14 protein-coding genes are annotated in these 19,652 nt (G+C 48.8%); 8 read left to right on the top strand and 6 right to left on the bottom strand.

The features are described from left to right. The first annotated feature begins 89 nt into the window (after positions 1–89). The 6 genes from OOK74_RS09180 (at position 90) to OOK74_RS09155 (ending at position 6,211) form a co-directional block, all read left to right on the top strand. Entirely contained in the window at positions 90–614 is a 525-nt protein-coding gene (locus OOK74_RS09180; protein ID WP_278182653.1) for a 4Fe-4S binding protein, read from the top strand. Between the two features lie 134 nt (positions 615–748). After that, positions 749–3,187: a DMSO/selenate family reductase complex A subunit gene (locus tag OOK74_RS09175; RefSeq protein ID WP_278182652.1), complete on the top strand. Its 2,439-nt coding sequence runs from the start codon at positions 749–751 to the stop codon at positions 3,185–3,187. A gap of 12 nt (positions 3,188–3,199) precedes the next feature. Further along, positions 3,200–3,817, top strand: a complete 618-nt coding sequence (locus OOK74_RS09170; RefSeq protein ID WP_274722803.1) for a DMSO/selenate family reductase complex B subunit — start codon at positions 3,200–3,202, stop codon at positions 3,815–3,817. 3 nt (positions 3,818–3,820) lie between these two features. Beyond that, entirely contained in the window at positions 3,821–4,633 is an 813-nt protein-coding gene (locus tag OOK74_RS09165; protein WP_274722802.1) for a dimethyl sulfoxide reductase anchor subunit family protein, read from the top strand. Positions 4,634–4,776: 143 nt separating this feature from the next. Next, positions 4,777–5,322 (top strand): molecular chaperone TorD family protein, encoded by a 546-nt coding sequence (locus OOK74_RS09160; protein WP_278182651.1) that lies wholly within the window; start codon positions 4,777–4,779, stop codon positions 5,320–5,322. Between the two features lie 103 nt (positions 5,323–5,425). Then, positions 5,426–6,211, top strand: a complete 786-nt coding sequence (locus OOK74_RS09155; RefSeq protein ID WP_274722800.1) for a TSUP family transporter — start codon at positions 5,426–5,428, stop codon at positions 6,209–6,211. 16 nt (positions 6,212–6,227) lie between these two features. Here OOK74_RS09155 and OOK74_RS09150 read toward each other — a convergent pair whose 3' ends face one another. From OOK74_RS09150 to gltB, 6 genes are all read right to left on the bottom strand, one after another. Further along, entirely contained in the window at positions 6,228–6,848 is a 621-nt protein-coding gene (locus tag OOK74_RS09150; protein ID WP_166014411.1) for a TRIC cation channel family protein, read from the bottom strand. A gap of 72 nt (positions 6,849–6,920) precedes the next feature. Continuing rightward, the gene (gene btuF / locus OOK74_RS09145; RefSeq protein WP_278182650.1) at positions 6,921–7,751 is read right to left on the bottom strand and encodes a vitamin B12 ABC transporter substrate-binding protein BtuF; all 831 of its coding nucleotides are present in this window, start codon (positions 7,749–7,751) and stop codon (positions 6,921–6,923) included. Further along, a complete protein-coding gene (locus OOK74_RS09140; RefSeq protein WP_278182649.1) occupies positions 7,752–8,705 on the bottom strand; it encodes a cobalamin biosynthesis family protein in 954 nt (317 codons plus the stop codon). 12 nt (positions 8,706–8,717) lie between these two features. Continuing rightward, positions 8,718–9,413: a 5'-methylthioadenosine/S-adenosylhomocysteine nucleosidase gene (gene mtnN, locus OOK74_RS09135; RefSeq protein WP_274722797.1), complete on the bottom strand. Its 696-nt coding sequence runs from the start codon at positions 9,411–9,413 to the stop codon at positions 8,718–8,720. Between the two features lie 269 nt (positions 9,414–9,682). Continuing rightward, positions 9,683–11,152, bottom strand: coding sequence for a glutamate synthase subunit beta (locus OOK74_RS09130; RefSeq protein WP_278182648.1), 1,470 nt, complete (start codon positions 11,150–11,152; stop codon positions 9,683–9,685). Beyond that, a complete protein-coding gene (gltB, locus tag OOK74_RS09125; protein WP_278182647.1) occupies positions 11,153–15,697 on the bottom strand; it encodes a glutamate synthase large subunit in 4,545 nt (1,514 codons plus the stop codon). It abuts the gene before it with no gap. Positions 15,698–16,271: 574 nt separating this feature from the next. On the opposite strand from gltB, the gene mnmL reads away from it, so the two are divergent. After that, on the top strand, positions 16,272–17,204 hold the full coding sequence (gene mnmL, locus OOK74_RS09120) for a tRNA modification radical SAM protein MnmL/YtqA (RefSeq protein ID WP_278182646.1): 933 nt from the start codon (positions 16,272–16,274) through the stop codon (positions 17,202–17,204). Positions 17,205–17,295: 91 nt separating this feature from the next. Further along, on the top strand, positions 17,296–19,647 hold the full coding sequence (gene arcB, locus OOK74_RS09115; protein ID WP_278182645.1) for an aerobic respiration two-component sensor histidine kinase ArcB: 2,352 nt from the start codon (positions 17,296–17,298) through the stop codon (positions 19,645–19,647). Positions 19,648–19,652 lie beyond the last annotated feature (5 nt).

The raw sequence follows: 19,652 nt of genomic DNA, 5'->3' as shown, positions 1-19,652 counted from the left end.
TCTGTTTTTTTGAACATGAACCAGACTTTTAGCTTTAGGTCTTTTCACGATATGATTGGCTGGTGGTCGTTTAGCGTAGCTTGGTGGTGATGAGTAATAGTCCCCGTAATTTTAGTCGCCGTGATCTTTTTCGTGGTTTAGTTGCCAGAGGTAAGGCGGCTTATTATGAGGTTGATGATCAACCGCGACGTACCGTACCTCGTCCCCCTGGGGCATTGGTAGAGGCACAGTTTAGGCAGTTATGTGATGGCTGCGGTTTGTGTGTTAAAGCCTGCCCGAGTTCAGTGATCCAATTAACAGGGCAATGGCCAGAGCTATGTCTAGATTACAATCATTGTCAATTATGCACTCAGTGCGCCCAAGCTTGCCCAACAGGTGCGCTGCTACCTGCTACTAAAACTGAGCTATTACCGACCTTTGCTTATCAGTGCCATAACCGTTTATTAGGATATTGTGAGTTATGTACTGAGCAGTGTCCAACCCAGGCTATTGATTGTGAGCCTAAACAACAGCCGGTGGTTGATGAGAATTTATGTAATGGGTGTGGCGAATGTCGTCCAATTTGTCCAGCCAATGCGATTGCGTGGCAATTTCGTGAATCAACAAAAGATTAATGATAATTATTATTGTTAAGTTTTGGTGATAAGTGTTTAAGAAATGCAATGTTTAATGATATTTTTATTGATAGTGATCATAGGGTGACTGATGCAAGGTTTGGATAATAGACCAATACATTGGAGGGTCTACTATGTCCACATCAATAATCAAAAAATTATTCACGCGCCGTGAGTTTATTCAAAACTCCGCGGTTGCTTCTGGCGCAACCTTGGCCGCCAGTTCGATCAGCTTGCCATTCAATGCGTTAGCAGCACCAACGCCATCCTCCTCATCGAGTTCAGAACAGATCCGTTATAGCGCTTGTCTAGTAAACTGTGGCAGCCGTTGCCCATTTAAAGTTCATGTACGCGATGGTGTAGCGGTCAAGATTTCTCCTGAAGATGGAGTCAATGAAGCGATTTTTGGTCAGCATCAAATCCGTCCTTGCTTACGAGGTCGCTCGGCTCGTTTCCGAACCTATAACCCTGATCGTTTAAAGTACCCGATGCTACGGGTTGGCGCACGTGGTGAAGGTAAATTCAAGCGTATCAGTTGGGATGAAGCTACCACTATCGTTGCCGATCAGCTACAGCGGGTGATCAATACGTATGGCAATGAAGCGATTTACTATCAATACGGTAGTGGAACAACAGGAGCGAATTTACAAGGCCGCAATACGTGTAAGCGCCTGCTTAATTTAGCCGGCGGCTTCTTAGATATGCACAATAGCTATTCGGAAGCTCAACTTAACCGTATTCAACCGTTTGTTTTTGGGCAAGCGGGAAATATTTACGGTACAGAGCAACAAACGCTTTTTGCTGAGATTAAAAATTCGGATTTAGTGGTGATGTTTGGCCAAAACTTGGCAGAAACGCGCATGTCAGGTGGTGGGCAAATTGCTGAAATTTATCATGCTCTTGAACAAAGCGGCGCTAAGGTTATTTTGATTGATCCTCGTCGTACCGATAGCGTAACCGCATTTAATGCTGAATGGTTACCGATTCGTCCAGGTACCGATGCGGCGTTAGTTGCGGCAATCGGGCATACCTTGATCAAAGAAAATCTGCTCGATGAGGCCATGCTGAACCAATATACGGTTGGTTGGAGTGAAGATACCTTGCCAGCTAGTGCGCCAGCGAACTCATCGTATAAGGCTTATATTCTTGGTCTCGGACAAGACCAAATCGAAAAAACGCCAGAATGGGCGGAGGCATTGACCGAAATTCCAGCGCAACGTATTCGTCAATTGGCTCGTGAAATTGCTGGCGCTAAAGCGGCGTGGATTTCTCAAGGCTGGGGAGTTCAACGTACACAAAACGGTGAGCATGCTGCACGTGCGATCATGATGCTACCTATCATGACGGGTCAGTTTGGGCGTCCAGGAACCAATATTGGTACTTGGGGAGGCAGTGTCAATTATCCGCTAGCAGGTTTGGCGATACCGAACCCAATCAAAGTCTCGATTCCCTGTTTTAGCTGGGTTGATGCGATCACTCGCGGCACAGAGATGACACCAGAAAAAGACTACATCAAAGGTCGGGATCGTTTAACGACCAATGTGAAATTCTTATGGAATTACGCGTCGAATATCACCGCAAATCAGCATTCAGATCTTAACCAAGTGGATAAAGTGCTGCGTGATGAGTCGTTGTGTGAGTTTATTCTGGTGTGGGATAACCATATGACGGCGAGCGCTAAATACGCGGATTTATTACTGCCGGATGTCTCAACCCTAGAATCTGATGAATTGATTAATAATTCTTATCAATCAGGGTCTTATCATTATTTGGTTCGTTTGCAAAAAGCGATTGAACCCATGTGGGAAAACCGGCCGACCTATGATGTCTTGGCGGAAATCGCGGCTAAGATGGGGCTGAAAGAGGCGTTTACCGAAGGTCGAAGCTATCAAGAGTGGATCGAACATGCTTACAACCAAGTTCGTAAACAAGAACCGCATTTGCCTACATTTGAGCAAACCGATGGCATGGGGGTGATTGATCGCCGGATTGCCGATAGCAGCCAGCATATTGCGTTAAAAGATTTTCGTGATGATCCTGCGCAGCACCCGTTGAAAACGCCATCAGGCAAAATTGAGATCTATTCAGAGCAGTTAGCAGAACTGGCGACTCAGTGGCAATTACTGCCTGGGGATAAAATTTCAGCGATCCCAGAATACTGGCCAGCAGTCGAAGGCATCGAAGATAAAGCAATGCTTGAGAAATATCCGTTGCAATTGACAGGCTTTCATCCCAAAGGTCATTGTCACTCAACCTATTCATCGGTAGCTCAATTGAAAGAAGTTGCACCTGATGTTCTGTGGATTAACCCTATCGATGCACAAGTGAGAGGCATCCACAATGATGATTTTGTCGAAGTATTTAATGACAGAGGAAGAGTGCGAATTAAAGCCAAGGTATCACCACGTATCATGCCCGGTGTAACGGCGATGCCAGAAGGCGCATGGGCGCAGACCAATAAACAAGGTGTTGATATTGGTGGTTGTATCAACCGACTTACCTCGCAACGGCCAACGGCTTTAGCGAAAGGTAACCCACAACACACCAATTTGGTCGACGTTAAGCGCATCTGAGGAGATTTTTAAATGAAACAATATGGCTTTTTTGTCGACTCATCTAAATGTACTGGTTGTAAAACGTGCCAAATCAGTTGTAAAGATGAAAAGGCGCAAGAGGTAGGTCCGAAGTATCGCCGAGTATACGAGTATGGTGGTGGTGAGTGGAAGAAAGTAGGCAATGCTTGGCAGCAAAATACCTTCAACTATTATTTATCCATCTCCTGCAATCACTGTGCTGAGCCAACCTGCGTTCAAGGTTGTCCGACAGGGGCGATGCATAAGCGAAAACAAGATGGTTTAGTTGTGGTTGATCAAGAAAAATGCATTGGTTGTCGCTATTGTGAAATGCGCTGCCCTTATGGTGCGCCGCAGTTTGATCAACAAAAGAAGGTCATGTCGAAGTGCGATGGCTGCTATGAACGAGTGGCTCAAGGTTTAAAACCTGTGTGTGTCGAGTCTTGTCCACAACGTGCGCTTGATTTTGATGAGATAGCCACATTACGCGCCAAATACGGTGATACCAATGCGGTTGCACCATTACCCGATCCGCAGTTGACCAAGCCAAGTTTAGTCATTAAAGCGCATGCGGATGCCCGTATGACGGGTGATAAAACCGGTGCTGTTCAAAACCCTTCAGAGGTATAAACGATGCATGAATTACCTTTAGTCTTTTTTACGGTTTTAGGCCAAACCGCGGTTGGTATGATGGTATTGGCTTTTATCGCCGGTCTTCTTGGGCAAATTACTCACGCTCAGCGTCATAAAATCAATCTCGTTGCCATGATTTTATTGGCAGTAGGAATGGTGCTGGGTGGCTTACATATGGGGCAGCCTCTGCGTGCGTTTAACTTACTATTTGGTTTATTCCGCTCACCAATGAGTAATGAAATTGTGTTAAGCGGCCTCTATTTTGGTGGCGTTTGTTTAACCGTGGCTCTTAGTGCTACTCGCCTACGTGCAACCCTGCAAGCCAAGCTTAACGTTACGGTTACTGATACATTGCACCAATGGTTAAATGGAATCACGGCGCTATTGGGTCTTGCTTTTGCTTGGTCGATTACACAAGTTTACCAATTGGCCACCGTTCCAGCTTGGAATAGCCATTATACGTCGCTGCATTTGTGGCTGACCGTGGCTATCTCTGGTGGCATGTGTGCTTTAGGGCTTGGTGTTAAGCGACTCGCTAGTTTAGTGGTGATCATCGGAGCGGTGGTTTCCTTGGCTACTCGTACGGGATATATGGCATTTTTAACCGAGCAGGTACCAGATTTAGTGAGTGCACAAATGGTGTACTGGTACACTTATTGGTTCTCCATCGCCATTGCCCTTGCACTTGCGGTGTGGGTCTTACTCAAAAAACAAGCCGTTAAACCTTTACTTTTCAGTGGTGCGCTAATCATGATTATCGGCGAGTTAGCTTCACGTATTGCATTTTATAATCTGTGGTGGATAACGATGTAGTGATGGCTGTTGGGAGGATACTTTGACGGTATTCTCCTTTTCAACCGAGTTTAACTTTCAGCCTGTGAGATCAGATACCATAAGCAAGTATGCTTGGGTACTTGGATCGCAGGCTGAGTACGTTTTAGAACAAAGGAAAGTTAATGTTAGCAATTGTTCCCAGAATCCTGGGTAGCTTATTTTATTATGCACCGCAAAGTGAACCTGCGCAGTATGCGTTACACGATCTTCCACAATTAGCCAATTATTTCTCTTGGAGCGATCCTGATGCGATTGCGGCAGTGTGCCATCACCTACCATCACCGCAACCTGAACACTTTAGTCAACTATTCGAAGGGCTAGGGTATATGCTCGCTCCACCTTGGGGATCGGTGTACTTAGATCCTGAGAATATCGTGATGGGTGAAAGTACCTTAGCTTATCGTCAATTTCTTCAACGTCATGGCGTAGCGGTGCAACTTGATTGCCACGAGCCAGAAGATCAATTTGGATTGATGCTATTGGCCCTTGCTCACTTTCTTGAACAAGATCAAGAATCCGCAGCAATTGAACTATTAAACAAGCATCTTTTTCCGTGGGCGACGCTCTATTTACAACGCTTAAAGTCTGCCTGTGATGAAGGGGAATTTTATTATTGTTTAGCTATATTAGCGGAATATTTTTTGGCTGAATTACGTAACAAAACCTAGTTTGATCGAAATGATGCAGTAAATGAAATAGGTTGTTGTCTTGTGTTTCGCTGTTTTGAGCAGCGCTACTGTTAGAGCTTATCTTTGAATCGCTTGGGGAAAAATGGAACTTTCACTGGAAATATTAGGGCTGTTATGGATGGTGGCTTGCGTCGCCGGGTTTATTGATGCCATGGCGGGTGGTGGCGGTTTGCTGACTTTACCGGCCTTGCTGGCGGCAGGAGTACCACCGACTCAAGCGTTAGCGACCAACAAGCTACAAAGTTCGTTTGGTAGTTTTTCGGCTACGTTGTATTTTGTGCGCCAAGGTATCGTGAATTTAAAAACGATGCGACTGGCGATTGGCTGTACCTTTGTCGGTGCGGCGCTTGGCGCGGAGGCGGTGCAGTATATTGATGCCTCTTTATTGACCAGCTTGATCCCGGGGCTGTTGATCGCTATCTCACTCTATTTCTTACTCGCCCCCGCGACCAAAGTCGACCAAGGCCCAGCCCCCTTATCCGAGAGTGCTTTTGCGTTTACGGTCGGATTTGGGGTCGGTTTTTACGATGGTTTTTTTGGCCCAGGTACTGGCGCGATTTTTACCGTGTGTTTTGTCGCATTAGGCCATCTTGGCTTAGTCGAAGCCACTGCACGCACTAAGGTGCTCAATTTTACTTCCAATATCGCCGCGCTAACCTTTTTCATTATCGCAGGCTTACCGATTTGGCCGATCGGCCTAACCATGGCGGTGGGCGGATTTATTGGTGCGCGCTTGGGGGCGAAAGTGGTGATCAGCAAAGGTCAGCGTTGGATCCGACCATTAGTGATCACCATGTCGATGTTGATGGCGCTTCGGCTACTTTGGCAGCAGCACGCCAGCGCGCTGCAATCCATGATTGGCTTTTAGCTCGAGGCAAGCTCACTTATTTTGATAGGGCAAAAGTGGGGAGCGATAGATGCCAGCGAATCGCACCAAGCCGGATCAGTAACGTGGTAAAGATCCCAGAGAGCAGCGCGGTTGAGCTGCTGCAACCAATGCTCAGTGCGCTGGTATGGACTATGCCACCGATAATACAGGCGGTGGCGTATACCTCACTGCGCAGCACCATCGGAATTTCTCGCGCCAAGACATCACGAATAATGCCACCGCCACAGCCAGTGATCACCCCCATGATCACCGCAATCAGCGCTGAACTTTGGTAGCTCAGCGCTTTTTCCACGCCAATTCCAACAAACACCGCTAAGCCAATCGCATCACACACCGGCAGGATCCACCACGCGACTCTTTTCGGGCGGCGTACCAATAGCATGGTCAGCGCACAAGTGATCAGGATCACCCATAAATAGAGGGTATCTTTGATCCAAAAGACTGGCGTTGCACCAAGCGCCATATCGCGGATGGTACCACCCCCAATCGCGGTGACGCTGGCAAGTACCACTACGCCAAATGGGTCCATTTTCAAGCGTCCAGCCAGCAGCACACCAGAAACCGCAAATATCGCGGTACCAAACATATCAATCAAGTAAAGCAGAGAGGTATCCAAGGCTGTCTCACTATGTATATCGTATCGGGTAGAGAAATCGCGGCGGATTTTACGAAATTTTATCGGCTACCGTTACTGATTTTGTGCAATTTTGAGGTACTCACACACTTGTTGCACCGCATCTAAGCTTCTTGGGGTAGGGCGATTTAACCAGTCGGTGGTGAGAGGCCAAACTTGCTGGTTTTTTACCGCACTCAATTGGTTACGCCAAGCTTGCCACATGTGGCCATCACTCAGCGCATGGGGCGAGGTAAAAATCACTTCAGGTTGTTTGACCAATACCTGCTCGATGCTGACTTGTGGATAGGGGACGCTGCTATCGGCAAAGATATTTTCGCCGCCGCAGACGCTAAACACTTCACTTGGCCAGTGCCCCTGCGCGAGGGTGATGATCGGTTTTTCACTGAGCTGATAAAAATAGCGCATCGGCCGGTTAGTCGCATATTGCTCGCGCAGCGCCTGTAAACGCTGGCGAAATTGTTGTGCTGCTTGTTGGCCCAATTGTGGGTTGGCGGAATATTGGCTTAGCGCTTCAATATTATTGGCAATCTCAGCGAGCGTTTTGGTTTGCGAGTCATAAATCGTCAGGCCGAGTTGGCGCAGTTTGGCCAATTCCCGTGGTGGGTTGCCAGCCGGCCAAGCGATGATCAAATCGGGTTGCAGAGTAAGGATTTTTTCAATATTGATGCTTTGATGATTAGCGACACGATCCAGTTTTAGCGCCGCAGGTGGGTAGTCACTGTATTCACTGACGGCAACCAATTGATCGCCTAGCCCTGCTGCGTAAGCAATTTCCGTGGCATGTGGGGCTAGGCTAATCACGCGCTGCGCTACAAATGGCGCGGCGAATGCGCTGGTTGTAATAAACCATAACGCGCCGATGAACAGTTGGATAACTGGCATTTATACTCCGCGATAGATGAACAGTAACAACAGGCTTTCTAATGCGATCCAGACTAAGATGCGCCAAGCGATCAAGTGGTGTACTTGCGCTAGATGGATCGCAGCAGGGGCAATTCGCCCACCAATTTTCGCGCGAACACTTTTTTTATCACCATACATCGCAGGCCCACCGAGTGAGAGCTGCAATTTATTGCTGACTGCACACAATAGCCAAGCTGGGCCGGGTAGTGGCCAACTGCGGCTTTGTTCCCGCACCGCTTGGTAGACCGATCCCGCTTGTTTACCGAACATGATCAATAAGCTAAACAGCCGCAGTGGTAGCCAATCGAGCACGACTAAAATCCGCACCGCAGAGAGGCCAAAAGGTTGGTATGCGCTGCGCGAGGGTGACCATGCTCGCGCCAGTTCAGCCATCAAGCGATACAGTAGTGCGCCACTGCCGCCGAGTAGGCCATACCAAAACAGCACACACACCACGTTGCGTCCAAAGCCCATGATCAAGGTTTCCGCCCCTGCTTTACCAAGTCCAAGCGCTGAAAGTGGCGCGGTTTGTCGATTGAGCAACGGTTGTAACAGCTCGCGTGCTTGCGGTTTATTGTCTATAGCTAACGCTTGCGCCAGTTGATTGGCAAGCGTTTGCTGGCGTCGCCAATCTAACGCAATCAGCAGCAGAGCTAAATCAAACAACTGCGGTTGCCAGACCAGTGGTTTAAGCGCCCATAACAGTGCGAGAGTGGGGATGATCATTAACCCCCAAGCTAAAGTGCCGGACAGCAAAGTTTGCCGATAGCTGCTCGGAGTATTCACTTTGCTGGCCAGTAACTGAGCAAACTTGTGCCACAAAGTCAGCGGGTGCGCGGCATAAGGGATCGGTAGTAACCAGTGAAACAGCAGTGCGCCCCACATGACGAGTAGCGCACCATTGGCATACAGATGGGAAAATCCGTTATCCATCTATTGGCTCACTTATTTGAGCAATTCAATCATTTTGCACACCATCGCCGAAGAGCTTTGCGCAGCTAAGGGAAGAAATTCATCAAATGACATTGGCGATTGTTTATCCGCGACATCAGAGATAGCACGCACCACCACAAAAGGCACCTTGAATTGATGGCAGGTTTGCGCGATGGCGGATGCTTCCATTTCGACTGCGACAACCTGTGGGAAGTGTTGACGGATCACGCTTTGTTGCTCGGCGCTGCATACAAACGCATCACCGGTACAGATCAAGCCGCGTACTGCATGAGTGGCAGGTAAGCTGGCGAGTGCTTGCTCGGCGAGGGCGATTAATGCTTGGTCTGCGATAAAAGCCGCTGGTTGGCCTGCCATTTGGCCCATCTCATAACCAAAAGCGGTCACATCCGCATCGTGATGACGCACTTCGCTTGAGATCACCACATCACCCACATTTAGGCTGGCATCAAAGCCGCCAGCAGAGCCGGTGTTGAACACCACATCGGGTGCGTATTGGCTGAGCAGTAAAGTGGTGCCTAATGCCGCCGCGACTTTACCGATCCCAGATTGCAGCAGCACGACTTCGACACCTTGGATTCGACCGCTGTAAAACGTGCAACCGGCTTGCTCTACTTGCTGCACATCTTCAATAAGATCTTTTAGGATAGCGACTTCTTGTTGCATTGCGCCGATGATGCCGATTTTCATGGAAGCTCTCTTTTATCTATCAATAGGAAAACGAGTCGCAGTGTAGCACGAGCACGGTTAATCGATCGAGCTGCAGCGGGATCATCGAGTGTAGCGATTTTACGCCCAAAGAGTGTTTCTTGAACGTGGCACTGAAATGAACCGGGTTTTATAAAAAGGTTGGATAAAAAAGGCCAAGCCCGAGGGCTGGCCGAAATCAAACAAGATGGAAGGAAAGGTTTCACTCACAAGGCGCAAGCGAGGATGTATCGCTCGCGCCTGTGCTTTGCTTAAGCCGAAAGCATCAGTGAATCGGCTTTGGCTTCAAGGTGAGTATTGCCCATCAAGAAGGTGTCAATTGCGCGTGCGCATTCACGGCCTTCGTTGATGCAGCGCACCACCAGTGATTGGCCGGTACGCATATCGCCAGCGGCGAATACGCCTTTTTGGTTGGTGGCAAAATCTTGTGTGGCCACATTACCACGCTCATCCAGCTTGATACCGAGCTGAGCGATCACCCCGTGTGGTTCTGGATGCAGGAAGCCCATCGCCAAAAATGCCATATCGCAAGGGATCACCCGCTCACTGCCCGCCACTTCATTAAAGCTTGGCCGTTCACCGGGGGCGGCATCTTGCCACACGATGTCAGCAATGCGTAGACCCGTCACTTCACCTTGTTCATTACCAATGAACTCTTTGGTGAGAATATTCCAATGGCGCTGACACCCTTCTTCATGAGAAGTTGACGTGCGCAGAATCATTGGATACTGCGGCCAAGGCATATTGGCTGGGCGCATTTTGGATGGAACTGGCATGATCTCCACCTGAGTAATGCTCGCGGCGCCATGACGGTTCGAGGTACCGACACAATCTGAGCCAGTATCGCCACCACCAATCACCACCACGTGCTTGCCTTGAGCATGGATTTCCGCACTTTTGAGATCCATGTTATTGGCGCGGCGGTTGTTTTGTGCAAGGAACTGCATCGCGAAATACACGCCTTGCAGATCCCGTCCCGGAATCGCCAGATCGCGGGGTACGGTTGAACCACCGGTCAGCAATACGGCATCAAACTCTTGGCGCAATTGCTGAGCATTGATCTCTACTCCGATATGGGCATTGACCACGAACTTAACGCCCGCTTGCTCCATCACATTGATTTTGCGATCAATAACATCCATTCCCAGTTTGAAATCTGGAATACCGAAGCGCAGCAAACCACCGACTTTTTCATCACGTTCAAACACGGTCACGCTATGGCCTGCTGCATTAAGTTGCTCGGCGGCGGCAAGTCCGGCTGGTCCTGAGCCGATAATCGCCACCGTTTTACCGGTGCGTGAACGTGGGGTTCTTGGTTTGGCATAACCCGCTTGATAAGCGCGTTCAGCAATGGTTTTTTCAATGTTGCAGATGGTAATTGGATCTTGGTTAATCCCGAGCACACAGGCGCTTTCACAAGGCGCTGGGCAAACTCGGCCAGTAAACTCTGGGAAATTATTGGTTGAGCTCAGAATATTCCAAGCTTCTTCCCAACTGTCGCGATACACCGCATCGTTAAACTCGGGAATAATGTTGCCAATCGGGCAGCCGTTATGACAAAACGGCACACCACAATCCATACAACGTGAAGCTTGCTGATTGATCTTGTTACCAAATTCTTGGTTAAGAACAAACTCGCGGTTGTTTTTGATCCGCTCTGCCGGGTCGATTTTTTTCGGCAGCTCACGACCAAATTCTAAAAATCCGGTTGCTTTACCCATTTATACCGCCTCCGCTGCTAATGTGGCCTGTTGCTCCTGCTCAGCACGTTTGTGCAATACCGCTTTGTAATCACGCGGCATGACCTTCACCATAGTGGCTAGACTTGCATCAAAGTTGGCGAGGAAAGCTTTGGCCACTTCACTACCTGTGAATTGAACATGCTTAGTTAACATCTCTTTGAGTAGGGCTTGGTCTTGCGCTTCGATAGGATCGAGATCGACCAGCTCGGCATTGAGCTTAGCTTTGAAGTCGCCCGATTTATCCCAAACGTAAGCCACACCGCCACTCATACCCGCGGCGAAGTTACGGCCGGTTGAGCCGAGGATCACCGCGACACCGCCGGTCATGTATTCACAGCCGTGATCACCGATACCTTCAACAACCACTTTCGCGCCTGAGTTACGTACACAGAAACGCTCACCCGCTAGGCCGCGAATGTAAGATTCGCCAGAGGTCGCACCGTAGAAACAGACGTTACCGACCACAATATTCTCTTCCGGTACAATCGATGAATTACGGTTCGGGTACAGCACCAATGTGCCACCAGAAAGCCCTTTGCCCCAGTAGTCATTGGCATCACCTTCGACTTCAAAGTAAACGCCTTTGGTGAGGAATGCGCCGAACGATTGTCCGGCACTGCCGTTGAATTTCACCTGCATTGGTTGTGGCAGACCTTGGTCTTGGTAAACCTTACAGATTTCGTTCGACAGCATAGTACCAGTACTACGATCGGTGTTGATGATCGGCAGTTCCGCTGTCACTGCACTACCGTGCTCAAGCGCTGGCTTGGCCAGTTGGATCAAAGTGCGATCCAGTACGCCATCAAGCAGGTGATTTTGCTCGGTCTGACAATAAATGCCATCTTCATGGCGCGGTGGTTCAATAAACAGGATCGGTGAGAGATCGAGATTCTGGTATTTCCAGTGGCCGATATCATCGCGCACGGTCAGTTTGTGCGCTTGGCCGACCATTTCACTAATGGTTCTGTAACCCAGCTCGGCCATGATTTCACGCAGACCTTGTGCCATGTATTGGAAGAAGGTCACCACATCATCCGCGCGTCCCTCGAAACGCTCACGCAGTGTTTTATTTTGCGTTGCAATGCCGACTGGGCAGGTGTTCTTGTGACACTTACGCATCATGATACAACCTTCTACCACCAGCGCTGCGGTCGCGACGCCCCACTCTTCCGCGCCGAGTAGTACCGCAATTGCGATATCACGCGGGGTTTTCATTTGACCATCGGCTTGCACCACGATGCGGTTACGCAGTCCGTTTTTCAGCAGAGTCTGATGGGTTTCGGCCAAGCCAAGCTCCCACGGTAGACCCGTATGACGGATTGATGAAATCGGGGAAGCACCGGTACCACCATCGTGGCCAGCAATCAGCACCACGTCGGCTTTCGCTTTCGCGACACCGGATGCAATGGTACCAACTCCGGCTTCAGACACCAGTTTGACGTTAACCCGCCCTTTGCGGTTGGCGTTTTTCAGATCGAAAATCAGCTGGGCTAAATCTTCGATCGAATAAATATCGTGATGCGGTGGTGGTGAGATCAAACCCACTCCTGGTGTGGAGTGACGAGTGGCACCAATCCATTCATCGACTTTATCGCCCGGCAACTGACCACCTTCGCCCGGCTTCGCTCCCTGCGCCATCTTGATCTGGATTTCATCCGCGTTGGTCAGATAGTAAGAGGTTACCCCGAATCGGCCAGAGGCGACTTGTTTGATCGCTGAGCGTTCTGAATCACCATTGGCGTTGAGTTTAAAACGCATCGGATCTTCGCCGCCTTCACCAGAGTTGGATTTCGCGCCTAAGCGGTTCATCGCAATCGCCAGTGTCGAGTGAGCTTCGTAAGAGATCGAGCCAAATGACATCGCTCCAGTCGCAAAACGTTTGACGATGCTTTCAATCGGTTCCACTTGCTCAATCGGGATTGAGCCGGCCGGATTTTTGACAAAATCGAGCTGGCTGCGCAGAGTCACCGCTTTATCGCCTTGGCTATCGACCGCCGCGGCATATTGCTTGAACTGTGCGTAGTCTTTGTGGCGAGTAGACTGCTGCAGCAAGTAAATGGTTTCAGGGTTAAACAGATGCTGTTCACCGCGCTGTTTCCACTGATAAACCCCACCGACATCCAGCACTTGCAGGGGAATTTCCCGAGTTGGGTAACCAATGCGATGGCGTACCAGCACTTCTTTGGCGATATCGTCAAGAGTTAAGCCTTGGATACGAGTGATGGTGCCCGTGAAGTATTTATCCACCACCGCTTTGCTGATCCCAAGCGCTTCAAAAATTTGCGCACCGTGGTAGGACTGCAGGGTGGAAATCCCCATTTTCGAGAAGATTTTCAGCAAGCCACCGTTGACACCTTTGCGGTAGTTTTCGAAGTATTTCTCGACCGCAATATCCGCATCGAGTTTGTTTTGCCGTTTAAGCTCAACAATGGTTTCCACCACCAGATATGGGTTGACGGCATTGGCGCCATAACCGAGCAGAGTGGCAAAGTGATGGGTTTCACGCGCATCACCAGTTTCGACCACAATGCCACATTTGGAGCGCAGACCTTTGCGGATCAGGTGATGGTGTACCGCGCCGACCGCTAGCATGGCCGGAATGGCAGCATGGTTTGAGTTGGCGGCACGGTCGGTCAGCAAAATAATCGAGTAGCCATCAATTACCGCATCTTCTGCGTATTGACAGATCCGCTTGAGCGCGCGCTCAAGTTTGCCCGATTCATCACTGGCGCGAAATACGATATCTAAGGTTTTGGCTTGCAAGTGCTCGTTATCAATTGCGCGCAGTTTTTCCAACTCAGTGTTAGAAATGACCGGCGATTCAAGCTCGACTTTGCGGCAGTGGGCTGGGGTTTCCGCCAGCAAGTTTTGATCGCGACCAATGTAAGTGTTGAGTGACATCACCATGCGTTCACGGATCGGGTCGATCGGTGGGTTAGTCACTTGCGCAAACAGTTGCTTGAAGTAGTTGGCCAAATGCTGCGATTGATGAGACAACACGGCTACTGGCCAGTCGGCTCCCATTGAGCCAAGTGGTTCATAGCCGGTTTGCGCAAGCGGTAGAATGATGTCATTGACCTCTTCACTGCTCACCCCAAACGCTTGTTGGCGGTGCAGCAGACGCTCTGGCGATGGCTGGCTATGTACGTTGTCAGCCGCCGGCAGTTTTTTCAAACTGAGTAGGTTTTCTTCGACCCACTGTTCATAAGGCTGAGCTGAGGCGATGCCATCTTTGACTTCTTCATCGGAGATGATACGCCCTTGCTCAAGATCAGCGACAAAGATCCGCCCCGGCTGCAGACGACCACGGTACTCGACGTTGGCCGGATCAATTTCGACCACACCAGATTCAGAGGCCATGATCAGAAAATCATCTTTGGTTACGGTATAGCGTGATGGACGCAGGCCGTTACGATCTAATGTGGCACCCACTTGTACCCCATCGGTAAAGCACACCGAGGCTGGGCCATCCCAAGGTTCCATCACGTTTGCGTGATATTGATAGAAAGCGCGGCGTTTGGGTTCCATCGCTTTGTTCTCTTGCCACGCTTCAGGGATCATCATCATCAGAGCATGAGGCAAGCTGCGGCCGGACAGCACCAGCAGTTCAAGCACCATATCAAAGTTGGCCGAATCCGATGCACCTTCTTGGCAGATCGGCAGTAGCATATCGATTTCAGCTTGGGTAAACAGTTTGGATTGTAAAATCGCTTCACGCGCTTTCATCCAGTTCAAGTTACCGCGCACGGTGTTGATTTCACCGTTATGTGCGATGTAGCGGAAAGGTTGCGCCAGTCGCCATTTCGGGAAGGTGTTGGTCGAAAAGCGCGAGTGTACCAGCGCCAGTGCAGTGACCATGGTTGGGTTTTGCAAATCAAGGAAGTATTGTGGTACTTGTGCGGTAGTCAATTGGCCTTTATAGACCAAGGTCTTATAAGACATCGAGTTGATGTAAAAATCATCGCCGATGTTGGAGACGCTTTCTAGGCAGACGCGCACCGTGTAGTTACGTAGCACATACAGTTTACGTTCAAGCTCATCGGGCTGGATGCCGGGGCCACCGGAAATAAACACATGCTCAAACTGTGGCTCAGTACTGAGTGGATCGGCACCAAGCATCCGGTTATCGGTTGGTAGCACACGGTAGCCAATCACATCCAGATCAAGGCGTTTCGCGTTCCGTTCCAGAATATCGCGACACTGAGCGCGTTTGTGCTCATCTTTCGGGAATAGCACCACTCCCACGCCATATTTTTCAAATGAGGGCAGCTTGATGCCAAGCTTGACCGCTTCTTCGAGTAAAAATTCGTGAGGTTTTTGCAACAAAATGCCTGCGCCATCACCGCTGCGAGGGTCACAACCCTGACCGCCACGGTGTTCCATGCGTGCAAGCATATCCAAAGCTTGAGTGACCACCTGATGGGATTTGCGATTTTTCAGGTGGGCGACAAAGCCGATACCACAAGCATCGTGCTCCAACTCAGGCGTATAAAGACCACGCGAACGTTGCGCTTTATCTACCATAGATACATCCTTCCAGTTATCGAGGACGCAACCGCACTGAAGCGAGCTTCAGTGATCCCTTGCTACCTTAAGCCGTGCTAGCGATCGACTTGGTGCTGGGATGCTGCGTCTTATCCTTTTTTGGTTTTAAGTGAAATCTGCTTAGGCAGCAGATCCGCGTCCTTTCCGTCTCTCACAGGAATTATGTTGTGAGAAAGACAATCCTTAGCGATATTCCTATTATCGAGCCACTTTTCTAGTGGATTCTTTTGGTAGGTGGGGAATATCACCGACAAGTCTACCGCGTTGCTTGCTATTTCATGAGCAAAAAAGCACGGAAAACTGAAAGTATCCTACAATTTTGCTGGGGCAAATTCCAACGAAAACTCTGTGCTTGGGTTTATTTTTTTACCGGAAGATGAACGTTTTATTTAACTGCTTAGCGGTAAGCGGTGAATGAGGTTTGATTTGTGCCGATTTCTTGATTTGAATCGATTCGAAATTCAACTCAAAAGATTAAAATTCGCCGCCTAAATGATGCGGAATGTAATTTAATTACATGAAATATCGTGAATATTTATTGTGAGTGTTGGACATGCATCTACATCTATTAGTCAATACCATCGGACAAGATTTACAGCGTCGTTATGGTGAAAAAGTTCATAAACTGACGTTACATGGTGGGTTTAGTTGTCCTAATCGCGATGGAACGATTGGCCGTGGTGGCTGCACTTTCTGCAATGTGGCCTCCTTTGCCAATGAAGCCACTCAGCAGCAAACCATCCAGCAGCAGTTGCAAGATCGGGCCGGCGAAATCAAACGCGCCAATAAATATCTCGCTTATTTTCAGGCTTACACCAGCACTTATGCTGAAGTGCAAGTGTTAAAATCGATGTATGAACAAGCACTTGAAGCGGCGGATATTGTCGGTTTATGTGTCGGGACGCGACCAGATTGTGTGCCAGATGCGGTGTTACAGTTGCTGGCCGGGTATGTACAGCAAGGGTATGAAGTGTGGTTAGAGCTTGGATTACAAACTGCGCATAACCACACGTTAAAGCGGATTAATCGTGGCCATGATTTCGCCTGTTATGCAGAGGTCACCACCAAGGCAAGGGCGCTCGGTATCAAAGTGTGTACTCACTTAATTGTTGGTCTGCCGGGTGAGCATCGTGCTGATAATCTGGCAACGTTACAGCAAGTGCTTGAGGTGGGTACCGATGGTATCAAGTTACATGGTTTACATATCGTGGAAGGGAGTACCATGGCCAAAGCGTGGCGAGCAGGGCGGTTATCGGTGCTTGAACAAGAGGAATATGTGGCGATTGCTTGTGCGATGATCCGTTCGACGCCACCGCATATTATCTACCATCGAGTCTCTTCAGCAGCACGCCGTCCGACTTTGTTGGCTCCGCTATGGTGTGAGAATCGCTGGGCGGCGATGACCGCGATTGGTCAAACGCTGGCGATTGAGGGTGGGCAAGGTTCGCTACTTGGCACTCCTTTTGAGTCTCGCACACAGCTTTGATGTCGCAGATTGAATACAAGTGAGCGTGCGTGGCTAACCTTTGCCAAGGAAAAAGGCTAGACTGATGGCTGTTTATCTGACGGAGCAGTGAATGAAACCGATGAAAAATTTGGCCCAATACTATGTGGACTCATTGGCCAAACTAGGGGTGTTACGTTTTTCCATCCTGTTAGCAATTGCCTTGGCGGCACTGGATTTTGTTATTCATCTGGCTTTAACTCTGTTTTTAAAGGGGTTTGTGGATGATGTTGATATTCTTCGTTCGGTGTGTATCAGCATTATCATCACTTCGGCGGCGATCTATTTGTTGTCCGTGATCGTCGAACAACTGGAAAGCTCGCGCCAACGCCTCTCAAAATTAGTCTCTAAGCTCAAAGAGATGGGGGTGCGTGATCGCGAGCTGAATCAAAAATATCAGCAGAATATTCTCAAATTAAATCAAGAGATCGAAGATCGGATTAAGGCCGAAGAAGCCCGTGAAGAAGCGATGCTCGATCTGGAAAATGAAGTTTATCAGCGTGAAAAGACCCAAGTCGAACTGGCTGAACGGACCTCTTTATTACGCTCATTTATTGATGCTTCACCGGATTTGATCTACTACCGTAATGCGAAAGGTGAATTTTCTGGCTGTAACCGAGCGATGGAAGAGTTGACCGGCAAGCGGGAAAGTGAGCTGGTCGGGTTAACCCCTTGGGATGTTTACAATAAAGAAATGGCGCAATCGGCAGTCGCCACCGATCAGCAAGTTTTTGACAGTAATGCCGTCATAACGCATGAGCAGTGGGTGGTGTATCCTAATGGTCGTAAGAGCTTTTTTGAGTTACGTAAAGTACCCTTGTATGGCAAAGATGGTCAACATATTGGTTTGGTTGGTTTTGGCCGAGATATTACCGAACGCAAACGTAACGAAGAATCACTTGAAAAAGCCAGTCGCGATAAAACCACTTTTATTTCAACCATTAGCCATGAATTGCGCACTCCACTAAATGGGATTGTTGGCTTGAGTCGCATGTTGCTGGATACACCGCTTAGTGTTGAGCAGCGCAAACATTTGCAAACCATCAATGTCAGCGCCATCACTCTCGGTAATATTTTCAACGATATTATTGATATGGATAAGTTTGATCGCCGTAAGTTAGAACTGTTCCCCGAAGCGCTTAATTTTGAAGAGTTTGTGGCTGAAATTGAAGTGCTCGCAGCCTTGATGGCTGAGCAAAAAGGTCTGCGTTTTGATTTAGAGCGTTTGACCGAATTGCCTTGTTGGGTCGAAGTGGATGCGACTCGTCTACGTCAAGTGCTATGGAATTTGCTCAGTAATGCGATGAAATTTACTAAAGAAGGTGGCGTAGTGATGACGGTCAGTGCTGAGTGCCATGAGCAGCAAGCCGAAATCACCCTTGAAGTTGAAGATACTGGGATTGGCATTTCTGAAGCGGAGCAGCAAAAAATCTTTGCCATGTATTATCAAGTGAAATCCGGTAAAGATAACTTACATGCGGTAGGTACTGGGATTGGTTTAGCGGTATCACTCCAGTTAATTCAATTGATGGGGGGCGATATTAGTGTGGCTAGCGAACAAGGTTTCGGCAGTACTTTTACGGTTAAGATCACGGTGCCACTGTTGGAGCAGGCTCCGGCTAGTATTGAGCCGCCAGCATCGCCCACTCAGCTGAAAATTTTTATGGTAGAAGATATTCAGTTGAATATTACCGTGGCGCGTTCGCTATTGGAGAGTATGGGCCATCAAGTGACGGTGGCGATGACGGGAGAAGAGGCGATTGAGCGCTTTAACCCAACCGACTACGATTTGGTTTTTCTGGATATTCAGTTGCCGGATATGACCGGATTTGATATTGCTCAGCACTATCGTGCGACGTATACTTCTTTGCCGCCTTTAGTGGCGTTAACCGCTAATGTGCTAAAAGATAAAGAAGAATACCGTCGTAGAGGTATGGATGCTGCGCTCAGTAAACCACTATCGGTGGCAGCGGTGCGTAAAGTGATCGCTCAAATCACCGATCAGCGAGAAACGCTTGCCGTTTTACCCGATCCTCAAGTGACGGTACAAAAACCGATCCAAGATATGTATCGCAAGCTATTGGATATTGAGATGTTGCAATCTTATATCGATATTGTCGGCCGTCAGCCAGTGCTGGATAGTGTCAGTTTATTTGAACAATCGATGCCCAGTTATGTGAGTGTGTTGGATTCCAATATGATTGCCAAAGATCAAGAGGGGATAGTCAATGAAGCCCATAAAATCAAAGGTGCCGCTGGATCGATTGGGTTAAAACGGATCCAGATGATTGCCCAAAAAGCGCAATCACCCGACACGCCAGCGTGGTGGGAAAATATCAGCGATTGGGTAGAAGAGATTAAAAATGAGTACCCATCGGATATTGGGCTTTTGAAACAGTGGTTAATGCTGCCAGAAAAAAATTGATTAAC

This window comes from Vibrio misgurnus (assembly GCF_029635775.1).
Lineage (GTDB): Bacteria > Pseudomonadota > Gammaproteobacteria > Enterobacterales > Vibrionaceae > Vibrio > Vibrio chanodichtyis.
The sequence above is the reverse complement of the archived record's forward strand: the minus strand, read 5'-3'. Positions and strand labels throughout refer to the sequence as shown.

Excerpts from the sequence above, each read along its gene's own strand:
- gltB (WP_278182647.1), bottom strand. The coding sequence starts at position 15,697 with ATGGTAGATAAAGCGCAACGTTCGCGTGGTCTTTATACGCCTGAGTTG.
- OOK74_RS09170 (WP_274722803.1), top strand. The coding sequence starts at position 3,200 with ATGAAACAATATGGCTTTTTTGTCGACTCATCTAAATGTACTGGTTGT.
- OOK74_RS09155 (WP_274722800.1), top strand. The coding sequence starts at position 5,426 with ATGGAACTTTCACTGGAAATATTAGGGCTGTTATGGATGGTGGCTTGC.
- OOK74_RS09130 (WP_278182648.1), bottom strand. The coding sequence starts at position 11,152 with ATGGGTAAAGCAACCGGATTTTTAGAATTTGGTCGTGAGCTGCCGAAA.
- mnmL (WP_278182646.1), top strand. The coding sequence starts at position 16,272 with ATGCATCTACATCTATTAGTCAATACCATCGGACAAGATTTACAGCGT.
- OOK74_RS09160 (WP_278182651.1), top strand. The coding sequence starts at position 4,777 with ATGTTAGCAATTGTTCCCAGAATCCTGGGTAGCTTATTTTATTATGCA.
- OOK74_RS09140 (WP_278182649.1), bottom strand. The coding sequence starts at position 8,705 with ATGGATAACGGATTTTCCCATCTGTATGCCAATGGTGCGCTACTCGTC.
- btuF (WP_278182650.1), bottom strand. The coding sequence starts at position 7,751 with ATGCCAGTTATCCAACTGTTCATCGGCGCGTTATGGTTTATTACAACC.
- arcB (WP_278182645.1), top strand. The coding sequence starts at position 17,296 with ATGAAACCGATGAAAAATTTGGCCCAATACTATGTGGACTCATTGGCC.
- OOK74_RS09175 (WP_278182652.1), top strand. The coding sequence starts at position 749 with ATGTCCACATCAATAATCAAAAAATTATTCACGCGCCGTGAGTTTATT.
- mtnN (WP_274722797.1), bottom strand. The coding sequence starts at position 9,413 with ATGAAAATCGGCATCATCGGCGCAATGCAACAAGAAGTCGCTATCCTA.
- OOK74_RS09180 (WP_278182653.1), top strand. The coding sequence starts at position 90 with ATGAGTAATAGTCCCCGTAATTTTAGTCGCCGTGATCTTTTTCGTGGT.
- OOK74_RS09165 (WP_274722802.1), top strand. The coding sequence starts at position 3,821 with ATGCATGAATTACCTTTAGTCTTTTTTACGGTTTTAGGCCAAACCGCG.